Here is a 13482-nt window from a genome sequence, read left to right as displayed (position 1 = left end):
AGACGTCAGCGCTCGCTGTCGAGCTGCCCCATCAGCGCGGCGGGGTAGCGGTCGCCCTGGGCGGCGCCGACGGGCAGGGCCGCGTCGATCCGTGCCAGGTCCTGAGTATCGAGGTGGACCTCGGTGCTGCCGAGCATCGAGGTGACCTGGTCGATCCGTCGGGCGCCGACGACAGGGACGATGTCCTCGCCCATCGCCGTGACCCACGCGATCGCGAGCTGAGCCATCGAGACACCCTTCGCCGCCGCGATCCCCTGGATCTGCTCCAGCAGTTGACGGTTGCGGGCGAGGTTCTCGCCCTGGAACCGCGGGAACATCTCCCGCGACCCTCCGCTGCGACCTGCCACCAATCCCTTGGCCAGCACCCCGTAGGCGGTGACGCCGATCCCGAGCTCACGGCAGGTCGCCAGGATCCCGTTCTCCTCGATCCCACGGGTCAGCAGCGAGTACTCGATCTGAAGATCGCTGATCGGCGCGACGGCCGCCGCCCGTCGGATCGTCTCCGCGCCGACCTCGCTGAGGCCGATGTGGCGCACGTACCCGGCATCGACGAGCTCCTGGACGGCGCCGATGGTCTCCTCGATCGGGACGTCGGGATCCAGCCGCGCCGGCCGGTAGATGTCGAGGTGGTCGGTGCCCAGGCGGCGCAGGGAGTACGCCAGCGAGGACGCGACGTGCTCCGGCCGCCCATCGAATCCCAGCGGCATGCCGTCGGCGGTGAGGGTGGCGCCGAACTTCACCGAGAGCACGACGTCCTCGCGGGGGCGTTCTCGCAGGGCCTGGCCGATGAGCATCTCGTTGTGCCCGGCGCCGTAGAAGTCGCCGGTGTCGATCAGGGTGCCGCCGGCGTCGAGGTAGGAGTGCAGCACCTGGATGCTCTCGGCGTCGTCGGTGGGGCCGTAGGCGCCGGAGAGGCTCATGGCGCCCAGGCCCGGCGAGCTGACGGTGGGGCCTGTGGCCCCGAGGCGGCGGGTGGTGGGACGGAGGTCAGTTCCTGTGGTGGTCATGAGAACAGCGTGCCCGCGCTCGGGCCCCGGGACGAGGCCCGGTTCATCCAGGGAGAGCCTGTCCCTGGCTACGGGGCCGATGAGGGAGCAGGATGGGGCGATGATCGATAGAGAAGGTCTCGCGGACTTCCTGCGCCGTCGTCGTGAGCTGCTGAGGCCCGTCGATGCCGGGCTTCCACCCGGCGCCCGGCGCCGCACGCCGGGGCTGCGCCGCGAAGAGGTCGCGATGCTCGCAGGCGTCTCGGTCGACCACTACGCGCGGCTCGAGCAGGGCCGCGGCTCGGCGCCGTCGGCAGCGGTGGCCACCGCGATCGCTCGGGCGCTGCAATGCGACCGCGACCAGGGCGATCATCTGCTGCGTCTCGCCGGCCATCCCGCACCGCCGCGGCGCGCAGGGAACCACGTGCGGCCCGGTCTGATCGCCCTGGGCAACCGACTCACCGACATCCCGGTCCTGATCTCGACCGATCTCGGGGAGATCCTGTGGACCAACCGGCTCGGCCATGCCCTGGTCGGGGACCTGATCGAGGATTCCCCGCGAGGTCGCAACCTGTTCTGGCAGTGGTTCGCGGATCCATCGGCCCGGCCGATGCCCCGGGAGCACTGGGAGCGGATCTCTGCTGCGCATGTCAGCAGTCTGCGAGCGGCGTTCACCCGGCGCGACGGCGACCGCGAGGTCAGTGCACTGATCTCGGACCTGCAGGCGCACAGCGATGAGTTCGCACGGCTGTGGGCGCTGCACGACGTGGCCGGGCGGCAGTCGGACCTCAAGGTGATCGTGCATCCCGAGGTGGGGGCGATCGAGATGCGCTGCGAAGAACTGCTCACGCCCGACGAGGACGTCTCGCTGCTCGCCTTCTTCCCGCTCGAGGGCACCGACGCAGCCGAGAAGCTGGAGCTGCTGCGCGTGATCGGCACGCAGGTGTTCCAGGACAGCTGACGCTCAGATCCCGGTGGCCAGGTGGTCGATCACGGCGCCTGCGGGCCCCTCCGGAGCGCTGCGCCACCCGGTTCCGGCCCAGAGATGGAGCCGGTCGAGATCCCCGGCCTTCGCAGCCGCCCGGCGCAGCTCGCGGGTGAGGTGATGGACCGCCGGGTAGGCGGTGGGGGCGGTCTCCTGGTGACGGTCGATGAACCCGTTGCGCAGCGCACGCGCGGGCCGACCGGTGAACGCCCGGGTCAGAGTCGTCGACGTGAAGGAGCGATCCGCGAGGGCAGTCCGGTGCGCCGGTGAGGTGCCGGCCTCGTCCGTGCGCAGCAGTAGGGTGCCGACGGCCACCGCCTGGGCGCCCGCAGCAAGGAGGCGCCGCACCGCGGCAGGTCCGTCCACGCCGCCGGCCGCGATCACCGGCAGATCCACGGCGGCGAGCACCTGGCGCACGAGCTCCGATGTCTGGATCGGATCGGGGCAGCGGGAGGGGTCGTGGGTGGCGCTGTGGCCGCCGGCCTCGGGCCCCTGGACCACGAGACCGTCCACACCCAGCCGGACTGCGGCCCGTGCCTCCGCCAGGGACGTGACGCTGGCCAGCACTGTCGAACGCACGGCGTGCAGCGCGGCCACATGATCCGCGGACGGCAGCGCGAAGGTGAAGGACACGACGGGGACGGGGCTGCTCGTGAGCAGCTCGAGCTTGTCGTCGAAGGAGTCGTCGTCGCTGTGAGGCGCGGGATCCAGGGTGATCCCGTGGGCCTCGGCCTCCGGGGCGAGCTCAGCGGCATAGGCCGCGAAGGCGGCCTCGTCGATGCTGCGGGGCGGGAGGGCGAACAGATTGACCCCGAAGGAGACGTCGAGCCGGCGGACAGCGGCGATGTCCGCGCCCAGCTGGTCGGCGGTCGTGTTCCCGCCCGCGAGGAACGGGAAGGCACCCGCGGCGGCGACTGCCTCGGCGAGGGCGGGCGTCGAAGGGCCGCCGGCCATCGGTGCGGCGACGAGGGGGAGGCGGGAGTCCAGCAGAGCAGGGGTCATGCCGTCGATCCTCGCAGGCGCACCACGCCGCAGGCCACCATGCCCAGCAGCGGGAGCAGCGGCCAGATCCAGTTCAGCCCGCCCGGCCCCACCATGCCGGCATCGGCCATGACCGCGAGACCGGCGCACACGAGCACGGCGGCGAGGACCGGCTGCCACAGCGGCGGGGCGGGCCTGTCATCCGCACGCGGGTCCTCGAATCGGCCGAACACCAGCACCAGCGCTGCGGTGACGGCGAGCAGGACCAGGGCCCACAGGGGCCGGGTCGCCCACCACAGCCCGCTCAGCGGCGTCGGCCCCAGGCCGATCCCGCCCAGGGCGAGCAGCAGATGGGAGAGCCCCACGAGCGCGGTGAGGTGCCACAGGAACCAGGTCATGATGCGCTGGTTCACCAGCACGGTGACCAGCCAGACGCGGGGACGACGCAGCCAGGAGGTCAGCGGCCGCTCGGCCAGCAGCACCAGACCGGCCTGCAGCATGCCCAGGAACGCCATCGTCACGCGGGTGGGGCTGGAATTGCTGATCTCCTCGGAGCCCGCGGTGATCATGGAGATCGGGTACGGCCCGATCCCGACGAGCACTCCCAGGCCGACGGCGCCGATCCCGGCCAGCGCCAGTCGCCTGCCGGAGCCGGCCAGGCGCCCGTCCAGCCAGGCGAAGCCGACCAGATGGAAGCTCGCCCACACCAGCACATAGTTCGGGTATCCCAGTAACGGCCGGTGCGCGGCGATGCTCACGGCATCCACGAGTCCCGCCAGTGCGACCCCGACGACGACCGACCACCAGCCCCAGCGCTCCCACAGCACCAGCAGGGGAGGGGCGATGACGATCACCAGCAGGTACGCGGCCAGGAACCAGGTGGGCACCAGAGCCATCTGGGTGGCGAGCTGCAGAGCGGCGGTCGGGGCTCCGGCGGCCAGGGCGATCGCGCTGACCAGGAGCCACACCACCAGAAGCGGCAGCAGCGGGATCCCGAGCCGGCGCAATCGGGTGCGCAGCCACGCCGCATAGCCGATGTCCTGGCGTCGTGCGGAGCGCCAGGACAGGGCGTTGGAGTAGCCGCCCACCAGGAAGAAGATCGGCATCACCTGGAACACCCAGGTCAGAGGGTGGGTCCACCGGGCGGCGTCGAGGACGCCGTGGGGGGAGATCCCCCCGTCGGCATCGACCGCGACGATCGTCCAGTGCCCGAGGACCACCACGGTGATCGCGGCGGCCCGCAGGAGGTCGACCACCCGGTTGCGGGTCGCGGGGGTGGCGGCATCGACCTTCTGCGCACGGGTCTGCGGTGTCGTCGTCACGGATCGCATCATCTCACCGAGACCGGCTGGCGCAGGATCGTGCGAAGGCGCTCCGGGGCGGCGCGACGCGGATCGCCGAGATAGATCTCGTGGTGCCGTCCGGTCATCCTCAGGCCCTCCTCGGGGATCACCTCGTGATGCATCCGTTCCAGCACCGGCCCTTCCGCGTCGTACGGCCCGACGTGCAGGGTCTGCACGCAGCGACCCTCGTCGAAGAGCTCCCACCGCACGTCACCGGGGGTCTCCACCAGTTCGCGCGGGATCCAGTCGGGGGTCATGAGCATCAGCCGCCAGTGCCAGCGGTCCTTGTCACGGGCGGCGGTGAAGGCCTCCATGTCCTCGGCCCACCACAGACCCTCCAGCGGTGGCACGACATAGTCGCGATCGAGCTCGCCCCTGCTGCGGAACTTCAGCGCGTAGGCCAGCGGATAGAGCGTCGCGAGGGCAGCGGCGTACTGCGGCGAGGTGTTCGGATCGCCCTGTCCGTCGATCAGGAGGAAGGTCATGGCCGGGACGTCGAGCACCCGGAACTGCCCGCGGCGGGCCCGGTACGCGTCGATCTCCTTCTTGGCGTCGAACGGCGTGGGGGTCATGGTCGTCCTTCCTTCTCCAGCTCGAGCAGTGCGAGGTCCATGTGGTGGAGCACCCGCAGCGTCGCGTCGAGCTCGACGTCGGTGAGATCCCCGCCGACCCGACTCATCAGCTCATGCTCTCGGTCGATGACCCTCAGGATGGCCTCCAGCCCTCTCGGAGTCATCCGCACCAATCGGGAACGGCGGTGCGCCGGGTTGTCGATCAGCTCGACCAGACCGGCCTCCTGCGCCTCGTTGACCATGCGCTGGACGAACTGACGACTCAGCTCCTGCGACCGGGCGAGCTGGGGCACCGTGCGCTCTCCGTCCCGTCGCAGCTGATCGAGCACATTGCGCACGCCGACGGAGAGCCCGCTGAGCGCCTCGTCCCGCTCCACGATCCGCGCGACCCGCCGATAGACGGGCCCCAGCGCCACGTACACCGCGGCCAGGTGGTCCGCCAAGGAGTCGGGGTCCAGGGGAGTGCTCATCCACCAAGTATGACACCTAGGTTGTCACAGCATTCAGGGCATGACACCCTGGGTGTCATGTTAGCGACGACGCACTACCTCGACCTTCCCGACCAGCGCATCGCCTACCTCGATGTGGGGCAGTCCCACTCGCCCCCGCTCGTCCTCCTCCACGGTGGGGCGGTCGACAAGCGCATGTGGCATCCCCAGCTCGACGCCTTCCCCGATCACCGCCTGATCGTCCCGGACGCCCGCGGTCACGGCGAGTCCTCGGACGCACAGGCTCCTTACCGCCTGGGCGACGACGTCGTCGCGCTGCTGGACGCGCTCGAGATCGAGCGGGCCGTGCTCGTCGGCGTCTCCATGGGTGGCGGCACCGCCTGCGACGTCGCCCTCGAGCACCCGGACCGAGCCGCAGCGATCGTGGTCAGCGGCGCTGGAACCAGCGAGCCAGAATTCACCGACCCCTGGACCGTGCAGGCCTTCGCCGATTGGAGGGCCGCCGAGCAGGCCGGTGACCTCGAGGCGTGGCTCGAGGTCTTCCGGCGCTTCACCGTCGGCCCTGAGCGCCGGTTCGAGCAGGTCGATCCCGACGTCCGGGAGCTCATCGCGACGATGGGCCGCGACACGGTCACCGGCCATGTCCGGATGACCTCTGACGGCACCCCGATCCCGCCTCACCCGGTCACGCCGGTCACGCACACCTGGGAGCGGCTCGGTCAGCTCGAGATTCCCGTCCTCGCCCTGTGCGGAGCTCTCGACGCCACCGATCTCCGCGCCAACGGGCGCCGGCTCGCCGCCACCGTCCCGGACGGACGATATGTCGAGGTGCCCGGATCCGCGCACTACCCCAACCTGGAGAACCCCGGGGCCTTCGACCGCGAAGTGCAGGACGTGCTCAGCGCGGCAGGGTGAGGATCTCCGCGCCGTCCTGGGTGATCGCGATGGTGTGCTCGCTGTGGGCGGCGCGGGCCCCGGTCGCGCTGCGCAGCGTCCATCCGTCGGGGTCGACGACGAGCTCGGCGGTATCGGCCATCACCCACGGCTCGAGCGCCAGCAGCAGTCCGGGGCGCAGTCGGTAGCCGCGGCCGGCACGACCGGTGTTGGGGACGTGCGGGTCCTGATGCATCGTGGATCCGATGCCATGGCCGCCGAACTCGGTGTTGATCGCGTACCCGGCGGCGCGCAGCACGGTGCCGATCGCCGCGGAGATGTCGCCCAACCGTGCCCCCGGCCCCGCCGCCGAGATGCCGGCCGCCAGGGCCTGCTCGGTGGTGTGTATCAGCGCCGTGTTCGCCGCTGGCTGCGAGGCTCCCACGGTGAAGCTGATCGCGGAGTCCGCGGCGATCCCGTGGCGCAGCACGGCGAGGTCCAGGGTCAGCAGGTCACCGTCGGCGAGCGCCTCGTCGTGCGGCATCCCGTGCAGGACGGCGTCGTTGACGGCCGTGCAGACGTAGTGGCCGAAGGGCCCGCGACCGAAGGACGGTGCGTAGTCGACGTAGCAGGACTCCGCGCCGGCCGCGAGGATCAGCTCCTTCGCCCATCCGTCGATCTCCAGCAGGTTCGTGCCGACCGTGGTGCGGGCGCGCAGCTCCTGCAGGATGTCGGCGACCAGGGCACCGGAGGTCCGGGCGTGGGCGAGTTCGGCGGGACTGAGGATCTCGATCATGGGGTGCCTCTCGGGCGTGGCCAATAACTATCCCGGTAAGAGTATCCCGGGATTACTATCGGTGTCATGGTCAGACTTCCCCTCACTCCCGCCGAGATCGCCCGCGGAGAACGCCTCGGTGCCCTGCTGCGCCGCGCCCGCGGCGAGCGCCCGATGCTCGAGACCGCGCTCGCCGCCGGCGTCTCCCCGGAGACGCTGCGCAAGATCGAATCGGGCCGGGTCGCCACCCCGGCGTTCCCCACTGTCGCCGCGCTCGCCGACGTCCTCGGTCTCTCCCTCGACGACGTATGGGCCGAGATCAGCGAAGCAGCGCAGCGCGCGGCCTCCTAGCCGACTTCCCCTGCTCGACGATGAGCCCGTGCAGCTCTGCGAGCTCGGCGACGCTGAAGCGCCCCTGCTCGAGGGCTGGGGCGATGGCCCGACGGAAGGCCCGGTAGGACGCGGGCACCACTGCGCCGCGCTCCCGGAGCAGACGTCGTGCGTACTCGTCGCAGATGAATGCCGGGCGGCCGAAGCAGTAGAGGCCGATCGCGTCGGCGGTCTCCTCGCCGATGCCCTCGACCCCCAGCAGTTCCGCGCGCAGCTCCGCATCGCTCAGGGCCGTTGCGGCCGTCCCGCGCTCGAGCACCCAGCGCGCGAGTGCCTGCAGCCGTCGGGGCTTGGAGGTCGGGAACCCGGAGCCGCGCACCAGCTCCCGCACCCGCGCCTCCTCCGCTGACGCGAGGGCCGCCGGCTCGAGCAGATCGGCGGCGCGCAGAGCGGAGATCGATACAGCGGCCTGCTCCCAGCGGCTGCGCTGGACGAGGACGGCCCCGACAGCGATCTCGAAGGGCTCCTGGCCGGGCCACCACCAGCCCTGCGGGCCGTGCCGGTGCAGCAGCTCGGCGTGGAGTGCGCGCAGGTCGACATCCATCGGTGCCTCTCCGTCCGTGGGCTCAGTGTGCAGGATAGATGCTCACATCCTCCGCCCTCACGCACAGGGCGACCGTGTCCCCGGGCCGCAGGGGCAGGTGTGCCAGCTGATGGGGCGTGAGGTCCGCCGCGATCCCGCCGGCCCGCACCCGCACCAGGTCCCCGAACGGCTCGAGCCCGGTCACCACACGTCGCAGAAGAGTGGCCCCTGGGGGAGCAGCGCCGCCCTCCTCCACCACCCCGACGCGCGCGGGCCGCACCGCCGCGCGCACCCGGCTGCCCGACTCCAGCGGACCCACCGGGCAGCCCGCAAGGGCGTCCGCCGACCTGTCGGATCCGAGCCGCACCACGCGCCCGTCCCAGATCCCGGTGAGCAGGTTCAGCCCTGCCAGGCGCGCTGTGAACGATTCCTGCGGCCGCGCCAGGACGTCCTGCGTCGGGCCCTGCTCGAGGATCCGCCCATGCTCGAGCACAGCGACCCGGTCGGCGAGAGTCACAGTGTCCAGGACGTCATGGCTGACGATGATCGCCGTGCGCTCGGCAAGGGACCGACGCAGCTGCTCGCGCAGCGCAGGCGCGACGTCGATGTCCAGCGCGGCCATCGGCTCGTCCAGCAGCAGCAGTCGTGGCCCGGCGGCCAGCGCGCGGGCGATCGCCACGCGCTGTGCCTGCCCGCCGGAGAGCTGGGAGGGTCGACGGCTCGCGAGCTCGGCCAGGTCGATCTCGGTGAGCCATTGCGAGGTCGCCGCACGGGCTTCGCGGCGCGGCACGCCGTGGGAGCGCAGCGCGAACATGATGTTCCCGGCGACCGTGAGATGCGGGAACAGCACCGGGTCCTGGGTGAGTGTGGTGACCGCGCGATCATGCGGCGGCACCCAGGTGCCCGGGGCCGTCAGGACGCCGTCATCCAGCGTGATGCGCCCCGTGGCCGGTCGCAGGGTCCCCTCGATCAGCGAGAGGATGCTCGACTTCCCGGCGCCGTTGGGGCCCACCAGCGCGAGGGTCTCGCCGTCGGCGACCTCGAGGGCGACATCGAGGTCGCGGTCGGGCACCGTTGCGCGCAGGGTGAGGCTCATAGGGGCACCCGGCGTCGGGCCACGGCGATGATGAGGACCGCGACGATCATGAGGACGACGGAGAGGGCAATCGCGGCCTGCGGGTCGCTCTCGCGCTGGAGATAGATCTCCAGCGGCAGGGTGCGGGTGGTGCCCTGGAGGCTGCCGGCGAACGTGATGGTCGCCCCGAACTCCCCGAGCGCCCGCGCGAAGGACAGCACGGTGCCGGAGAGCAGGGCTGGCAGCGCGAGCGGCAGCGTCACCCGCGACAGCACCCTAGACGGCTTCGCCCCGAGCGACGCCGCGGCCACCTCGTACCGGGTTCCCGCCGTGCGCAGCGCCCCCTCGAGGCTGATCACCAGGAACGGCAGCGCCACGAAGGTCTGCGCGAGCACCACCGCGGTGGTGGAGAACGCGATCTGCACGCCGAGCACCTCGAGATGGCGACCGATCAGGCCCTGGCGCCCGAAGGTGTACAGCAGGGCGATGCCGCCGACGACCGGGGGCAGCACCAGCGGTATCAGCACCAGTGAGCGCAGCAGGGAGAGGCCGGGGAAGTCCGAGCGGGCCAGCAGCAGTGCCATCGGCACTCCGAGGATCACGCAGGCCAGAGTGCTCGTGGCGGAGGTCTGCAGGCTCAGGCGCAGTGCCGCGAGTGAGGATTCGCTGGTCAGCAGGGCGCCGAAGCTGTCCCACTGCACGCGGGCCGCCATCGCGACCAGGGGGAGGAGGACCAGGAGTCCGCCGAGCAGGGCAGGGATCAGCACCCAGCGGGGAAGGGTTCTCATGCTTCGGCGAATCCGTACTCGTCCAGGACGGCGAGACCCGCCCCGCCGGTGACGAGGTCGACGAACTCCTGGCCGAGCTCCTCGTGAGCACTACCGTCGACGGTGGTGATCGGATAGGTGTTCACGGCGTCGGCGGCCTCGGCGAACTCGATCCCCTCGACGGCATCGCCGGCCCTGCGCACATCGCTCACGTACACCAGCCCGGCGTCGGCCTCCCCGCTGGTGACCTTGGTGAGCACGTCGGTGACGGACTGCTCCTCGCTGACGGGCGCGAACGTGAACCCGGAGGAGTCCTCGACCTTCGCGCTGGCGGCGCCGCACGGCACCTCGGGCGCGCAGACGACGAGATCGACGCCCTCCCGGGCCAGGGACGCGAGGTCCCTGACGTGGGCAGGATTCCCTGCGGGCACTGCGATCATCAGCGTATTGCTCGCGAAATCCACCGGCTCGGCGGACGTGAGCCTGTCCATGGTCGCTGTATCCGCCGAGGCGAACACGTCGGCCGGAGCGCCCTCCTGGAGCTGCGCGACCAGCGTGGAGGAGCCAGCGAAGCTGAACTCCACCTCGACGTCCTCGTGGGCGGCCTCGAACTGCTCGCCGAGCTCCTCGAACGGCGCCTGCAGGGACGCCGCGGCATAGACGACCAGCGTGGTGGACGCATCGCCGCCGCCGCAGCCGGCAGCACCGAGCGCGAGGACCACTCCGGACGCAGCCCCAGCAAGGCGGACGCGGGCTCTCATGCGCTCTCCGCCTCGATGACGACCTGGGTGGCTTTGACGCTGGCGGTGGCGACCTTCCCGGGCTCGAGCCCCAGTTCGCGGGCGGCTTCGCTGCTCATGAGCGAGACGACGCGGAACGGTCCGCACTGCAGCTCGACCTGGGCCATGACCGTGTCCATCACGACGCTGGTCACGAGGCCGACGAAACGATTGCGGGCCGAGGACCGCACGCTACCGGCGAGCTCCGGGGCCACTGCGATCTCGCGCGCCACCCGGGCGACCTCCACCCCCTCGAGCACCCTCCTGCCGGCGGCGTCGGTGGTTGCCTCCAGCGTCCCCCTGTCGATCCAGCGGCGCACGGTGTCGTCGCTGACTCCGAGGAAGGTCGCGGCCTCACGAACTCGCATCTGCGTCATAGATGCCATGATAACGGCGCAGATGCGGGCATTGGGGGCCTATCCCGCGAGAACCACTCCGAGCAGCGCGAGGGTGGCCATCAGCAGGGTGGACAGTGCGGCCAGGGCGAAGGGTCGTGCTCCGACGTGGAGCAGCATGCGGACCTTCACGCCGGTGCCGAGCGCGAACATGGCGGCGGCGAGCAGGGTCGACTGCAGCACGGACCCCGCCCCGAGCACCACGTCCGGCAACGGCACGAACGAGCGCAGCAGCACCATCACCAGGAAGCCGAGGACGAACAGCGGCACGAGCGGCGGGCGCCTCGCATCGACGGCTCCGCGACGGCGCTCCCGTACGCTCAGCACGGCCATCACCGGGGCCAGCATGAGGACGCGCGCGAGCTTCACGACGACCGCGACCGCGAGTGCGCCGCCGCCGAGCACGCCGCCGGCCGCGACCACCTGGGCGATCTCATGGATCGACGCGCCGGCCCACAGTCCGGAGTTCTCCGTGCTCAGCCCCAGCACGGCGGCCGTCGCCGGCACCAGGGCGATCATCAGGGTCCCGAAGATGACCACCAGGGCGACGGCGGTGACCGTGTTCTCCTCGTGCTCGTCGTCGGGATCGGTGACTCCGGCGGCGGCGGCCACGGCGGCGGCACCGCAGATCGAGAAGCCGCAGGCGATCAGCAGGGACAGGCGCGGCTCCACCTTCAGCAGCCGCCCGAGCGCCACGGTGCCGAGGGTCCCGCACGTGACCACGAGCACCACGACCAGCAGCATCGGGGCGCCGAGCGCGAGGATGTCGCCGAGCACGAGCTGCAGGCCGAGCAGCACGATCCCGGCCCGCAGCAGCTTCTTCGCCGAGAAGTCCATACCCGCCCCGAACGACGGCGGCAGAGTCGCCGCGTTGGCCAGGACGATGCCCGCGACGATCGCGAGGATCAGCGCGCTCACCCCGGGAACGAAGGGCGCGAGGACCTGTGCGAGCACGGCGACGGACAGCGTGAGCGCCAAGCCGGGAGCGAGCTGAGGCCGGCGCCGCGGGGTAGCGGTGGCAGCGGTGTCGACAAGATCGGTCTCTGGCATGCGAAGAAGCCTTCCATCGCCGTTCCCCCTTCGGTAGACGGCAATACTCGAGCAGGGCATATCCTTCTGATATGCCCGATGCTCTCCCGAACCTGCAGGCCCTCGCACTGTTCATCGCCGTCGTCGACGAGGGCGGGCTCGGCGCGGGCGCCCGGCGGCTCGGCATGTACCAGCCCAACGCGAGCCGCATGATCGCCCAGCTCGAGGCCCAGGCCGGCATGCCGCTGCTGGACCGGGACCCGCGCGGCTCGCGCCCGACCTCGGCCGGGCTGCTCTATGCGGCCCATGCTCGCGAACTGCTCGAGGCAGCCGACGACTTCTCGGCCTGGCTGCGACACAGTCGCGACGACGACACGCTGGATCTGCAGGTCGGTGCCTCGATGACGATCGCCGAGAACCTCATGCCCGCCTGGCTCACCGATCTGCGCCGCACCAGCCCACGCGTACGGGTGGACCTGCGGGTGCTGAACTCCACCCAGGTGCTCGAGGAGGTCCGCAGCGGGCAGCTGCAGCTCGGGTTCATCGAGACTCCGCATGTGCCCCGGTGGGTCCACGCCCACACGCTGCGCGAGGACGAGCTCGTGCTGGTCGTCGCCCCGGGCCATCCCTGGGGGGATCGCGAGCAGCCGGTCGGGCTCGAGGAGCTCGCGCAGACTCCACTGGTGGTCCGCGAGGGAGGGTCAGGAACCCGGGACGCCTTCGAAGAGCTGGTCCCCGACGCGGCCGGTACCCCACCGGTGCAGGAGCTCAGCAGCAATGCGGCGGTACGGGTCGCCGTCGCCTCCGGGGCAGGGCCCGCGGTGCTCAGCATGCTGGCCGTGCGTTCGCAGCTCGAGACCGGCCAGCTGCATCGGGTGCCGGTCGCAGGAGCATCGCTGCGCCGGCCCCTGACGGCCGCCTGGAAGGGGCCGAGTCGACTCAGCGGGGCCGCGGCAGAGCTCGTCGCCGTCGCCACAGGACCCCTGCGGCCGGCGCTGTGATGGTGCCCCACGTCGACGACGGACGGAGCGCTATCCCGCGACCGGCTCCTGACGCCGCCGCAGCAGCGACAGGGCCCACGCGAGCAGGCCGGTGAGCGCCCCGATCACGACACCGGTGACGAGGCTGGAGATCGCGGCGAAGCCCCGGATGATCACGGACTCCAGGGTCGGGTCGAGGCCGGCGAGGTTCCCGCCCAGCTGCGGCACGTCGCCTGCGAGGCTGACGTTCCACAGCAGCTGGTGGGTGAGGGCCAGGAGCACCCCGTGGATCGCGCCGACCGCGAGCAGAGTCAGAAGCGGACGGGGCACCCGCCGCCACAGCACCACGGCGATCCAGATCAGCAGCGGGAGGGCGACGAAGAGGGCGTTGGGCAGCGTGCCCTCCTGGAGGATGTCCAGGTCGTGCAGCACGACCCGCGGCACGCCCAGCAGGGCGAGGCCGACGAGAGCGAGCAGGGGAAGGCGTCGGGTGGTCGTCATGGTGTCCGTCATGGCCACGACGCTAGGGTGGCACCGGGTCGCTGCACATCCGCCGGGAAGCGGGTTCCCTGTACGTTCA

17 protein-coding genes are annotated in these 13482 nt (G+C 71.3%); 4 read left to right on the top strand and 13 right to left on the bottom strand.

Going from position 1 to position 13482, the window contains the following annotated elements; genetic code table 11:
- Positions 1-5: 5 nt before the first annotated feature.
- On the bottom strand, positions 6-1007 hold the full coding sequence (locus INT51_RS04300; RefSeq protein WP_193103974.1) for an aldo/keto reductase: 1002 nt from the start codon (positions 1005-1007) through the stop codon (positions 6-8).
- Positions 1008-1107: 100 nt separating this feature from the next.
- On the opposite strand from INT51_RS04300, the gene INT51_RS04295 reads away from it, so the two are divergent.
- Positions 1108-1947: a helix-turn-helix transcriptional regulator gene (locus tag INT51_RS04295; protein WP_226831947.1), complete on the top strand. Its 840-nt coding sequence runs from the start codon at positions 1108-1110 to the stop codon at positions 1945-1947.
- 3 nt (positions 1948-1950) lie between these two features.
- Here INT51_RS04295 and INT51_RS04290 read toward each other — a convergent pair whose 3' ends face one another.
- Genes INT51_RS04290 through INT51_RS04275 form a run of 4 tightly spaced genes read right to left on the bottom strand, consistent with a single transcriptional unit; the run spans position 1951 to position 5337 of the window.
- Positions 1951-2973, bottom strand: coding sequence for a nitronate monooxygenase family protein (locus INT51_RS04290; RefSeq protein WP_193103973.1), 1023 nt, complete (start codon positions 2971-2973; stop codon positions 1951-1953).
- Positions 2970-4274: an acyltransferase gene (locus tag INT51_RS04285; protein WP_304502069.1), complete on the bottom strand. Its 1305-nt coding sequence runs from the start codon at positions 4272-4274 to the stop codon at positions 2970-2972. Before INT51_RS04285 ends, INT51_RS04290 begins: the two co-directional genes overlap by 4 nt.
- A gap of 8 nt (positions 4275-4282) precedes the next feature.
- The gene (locus INT51_RS04280; RefSeq protein ID WP_193103971.1) at positions 4283-4867 is read right to left on the bottom strand and encodes a GyrI-like domain-containing protein; all 585 of its coding nucleotides are present in this window, start codon (positions 4865-4867) and stop codon (positions 4283-4285) included.
- On the bottom strand, positions 4864-5337 hold the full coding sequence (locus INT51_RS04275) for a MarR family winged helix-turn-helix transcriptional regulator (RefSeq protein WP_193103970.1): 474 nt from the start codon (positions 5335-5337) through the stop codon (positions 4864-4866). Before INT51_RS04275 ends, INT51_RS04280 begins: the two co-directional genes overlap by 4 nt.
- 57 nt (positions 5338-5394) lie before the next feature.
- Here INT51_RS04275 and INT51_RS04270 point away from each other — a divergent pair, with 57 nt between their 5' ends.
- On the top strand, positions 5395-6231 hold the full coding sequence (locus tag INT51_RS04270) for an alpha/beta fold hydrolase (RefSeq protein WP_193103969.1): 837 nt from the start codon (positions 5395-5397) through the stop codon (positions 6229-6231).
- Here INT51_RS04270 and map read toward each other — a convergent pair.
- Positions 6215-6985 carry a type I methionyl aminopeptidase gene (map, locus tag INT51_RS04265; RefSeq protein ID WP_193103968.1) on the bottom strand — a complete coding sequence of 257 codons (771 nt, stop codon included), beginning with the start codon at positions 6983-6985 and terminating at the stop codon, positions 6215-6217. The two genes, INT51_RS04270 and map, sit on opposite strands and share 17 nt — an antisense overlap.
- A 66-nt stretch (positions 6986-7051) precedes the next feature.
- Between map and INT51_RS04260 the strand changes: the two genes are divergently transcribed.
- Positions 7052-7315 carry a helix-turn-helix transcriptional regulator gene (locus INT51_RS04260; RefSeq protein ID WP_193103967.1) on the top strand — a complete coding sequence of 88 codons (264 nt, stop codon included), beginning with the start codon at positions 7052-7054 and terminating at the stop codon, positions 7313-7315.
- On the opposite strand, the gene INT51_RS04255 is transcribed toward INT51_RS04260, so the two are convergent.
- The 6 genes from INT51_RS04255 to INT51_RS04230 are packed head-to-tail and all read right to left on the bottom strand — an operon-like array spanning position 7284 to position 11943.
- Positions 7284-7898: an endonuclease III domain-containing protein gene (locus INT51_RS04255; protein ID WP_193103966.1), complete on the bottom strand. Its 615-nt coding sequence runs from the start codon at positions 7896-7898 to the stop codon at positions 7284-7286. The two genes, INT51_RS04260 and INT51_RS04255, sit on opposite strands and share 32 nt — an antisense overlap.
- A 22-nt stretch (positions 7899-7920) precedes the next feature.
- Complete coding sequence (locus INT51_RS04250) at positions 7921-8973, bottom strand: sulfate/molybdate ABC transporter ATP-binding protein (protein WP_193103965.1); 1053 nt, start codon at positions 8971-8973, stop codon at positions 7921-7923.
- Positions 8970-9740 (bottom strand): ABC transporter permease, encoded by a 771-nt coding sequence (locus INT51_RS04245; protein ID WP_193103964.1) that lies wholly within the window; start codon positions 9738-9740, stop codon positions 8970-8972. Before INT51_RS04245 ends, INT51_RS04250 begins: the two co-directional genes overlap by 4 nt.
- Positions 9737-10480, bottom strand: a complete 744-nt coding sequence (gene modA, locus INT51_RS04240; protein ID WP_193103963.1) for a molybdate ABC transporter substrate-binding protein — start codon at positions 10478-10480, stop codon at positions 9737-9739. Before modA ends, INT51_RS04245 begins: the two co-directional genes overlap by 4 nt.
- Positions 10477-10884, bottom strand: coding sequence for a molybdopterin-binding protein (locus INT51_RS04235; protein WP_370540779.1), 408 nt, complete (start codon positions 10882-10884; stop codon positions 10477-10479). The genes modA and INT51_RS04235 overlap by 4 nt, the downstream gene beginning before the upstream one ends.
- 30 nt (positions 10885-10914) lie before the next feature.
- Positions 10915-11943, bottom strand: a complete 1029-nt coding sequence (locus INT51_RS04230) for a YeiH family protein (RefSeq protein ID WP_193103961.1) — start codon at positions 11941-11943, stop codon at positions 10915-10917.
- Positions 11944-12014: 71 nt separating this feature from the next.
- Here INT51_RS04230 and INT51_RS04225 point away from each other — a divergent pair, with 71 nt between their 5' ends.
- A complete protein-coding gene (locus tag INT51_RS04225; RefSeq protein ID WP_193103960.1) occupies positions 12015-12923 on the top strand; it encodes a LysR family transcriptional regulator in 909 nt (302 codons plus the stop codon).
- Positions 12924-12953: 30 nt separating this feature from the next.
- Here INT51_RS04225 and INT51_RS04220 read toward each other — a convergent pair whose 3' ends face one another.
- Positions 12954-13415 carry a hypothetical protein gene (locus INT51_RS04220; RefSeq protein ID WP_193103959.1) on the bottom strand — a complete coding sequence of 154 codons (462 nt, stop codon included), beginning with the start codon at positions 13413-13415 and terminating at the stop codon, positions 12954-12956.
- Between the last annotated feature and the right edge of the window lie 67 nt (positions 13416-13482).

The organism is Brachybacterium sp. FME24 (assembly GCF_014897705.1).
Taxonomy (GTDB): Bacteria; Actinomycetota; Actinomycetes; order Actinomycetales; family Dermabacteraceae; genus Brachybacterium.
This window is presented reverse-complemented; position numbering and strand designations above follow the sequence as displayed.

Excerpts from the sequence above, each read along its gene's own strand:
- INT51_RS04275 (WP_193103970.1), bottom strand. The coding sequence starts at position 5,337 with ATGAGCACTCCCCTGGACCCCGACTCCTTGGCGGACCACCTGGCCGCG.
- INT51_RS04230 (WP_193103961.1), bottom strand. The coding sequence starts at position 11,943 with ATGCCAGAGACCGATCTTGTCGACACCGCTGCCACCGCTACCCCGCGG.
- INT51_RS04295 (WP_226831947.1), top strand. The coding sequence starts at position 1,108 with ATGATCGATAGAGAAGGTCTCGCGGACTTCCTGCGCCGTCGTCGTGAG.
- INT51_RS04250 (WP_193103965.1), bottom strand. The coding sequence starts at position 8,973 with ATGAGCCTCACCCTGCGCGCAACGGTGCCCGACCGCGACCTCGATGTC.
- INT51_RS04245 (WP_193103964.1), bottom strand. The coding sequence starts at position 9,740 with ATGAGAACCCTTCCCCGCTGGGTGCTGATCCCTGCCCTGCTCGGCGGA.
- INT51_RS04235 (WP_370540779.1), bottom strand. The coding sequence starts at position 10,884 with ATGGCATCTATGACGCAGATGCGAGTTCGTGAGGCCGCGACCTTCCTC.
- INT51_RS04270 (WP_193103969.1), top strand. The coding sequence starts at position 5,395 with ATGTTAGCGACGACGCACTACCTCGACCTTCCCGACCAGCGCATCGCC.
- INT51_RS04280 (WP_193103971.1), bottom strand. The coding sequence starts at position 4,867 with ATGACCCCCACGCCGTTCGACGCCAAGAAGGAGATCGACGCGTACCGG.
- modA (WP_193103963.1), bottom strand. The coding sequence starts at position 10,480 with ATGAGAGCCCGCGTCCGCCTTGCTGGGGCTGCGTCCGGAGTGGTCCTC.
- INT51_RS04260 (WP_193103967.1), top strand. The coding sequence starts at position 7,052 with ATGGTCAGACTTCCCCTCACTCCCGCCGAGATCGCCCGCGGAGAACGC.
- INT51_RS04300 (WP_193103974.1), bottom strand. The coding sequence starts at position 1,007 with ATGACCACCACAGGAACTGACCTCCGTCCCACCACCCGCCGCCTCGGG.
- INT51_RS04220 (WP_193103959.1), bottom strand. The coding sequence starts at position 13,415 with ATGACGGACACCATGACGACCACCCGACGCCTTCCCCTGCTCGCTCTC.
- map (WP_193103968.1), bottom strand. The coding sequence starts at position 6,985 with ATGATCGAGATCCTCAGTCCCGCCGAACTCGCCCACGCCCGGACCTCC.
- INT51_RS04290 (WP_193103973.1), bottom strand. The coding sequence starts at position 2,973 with ATGACCCCTGCTCTGCTGGACTCCCGCCTCCCCCTCGTCGCCGCACCG.
- INT51_RS04225 (WP_193103960.1), top strand. The coding sequence starts at position 12,015 with ATGCCCGATGCTCTCCCGAACCTGCAGGCCCTCGCACTGTTCATCGCC.
- INT51_RS04255 (WP_193103966.1), bottom strand. The coding sequence starts at position 7,898 with ATGGATGTCGACCTGCGCGCACTCCACGCCGAGCTGCTGCACCGGCAC.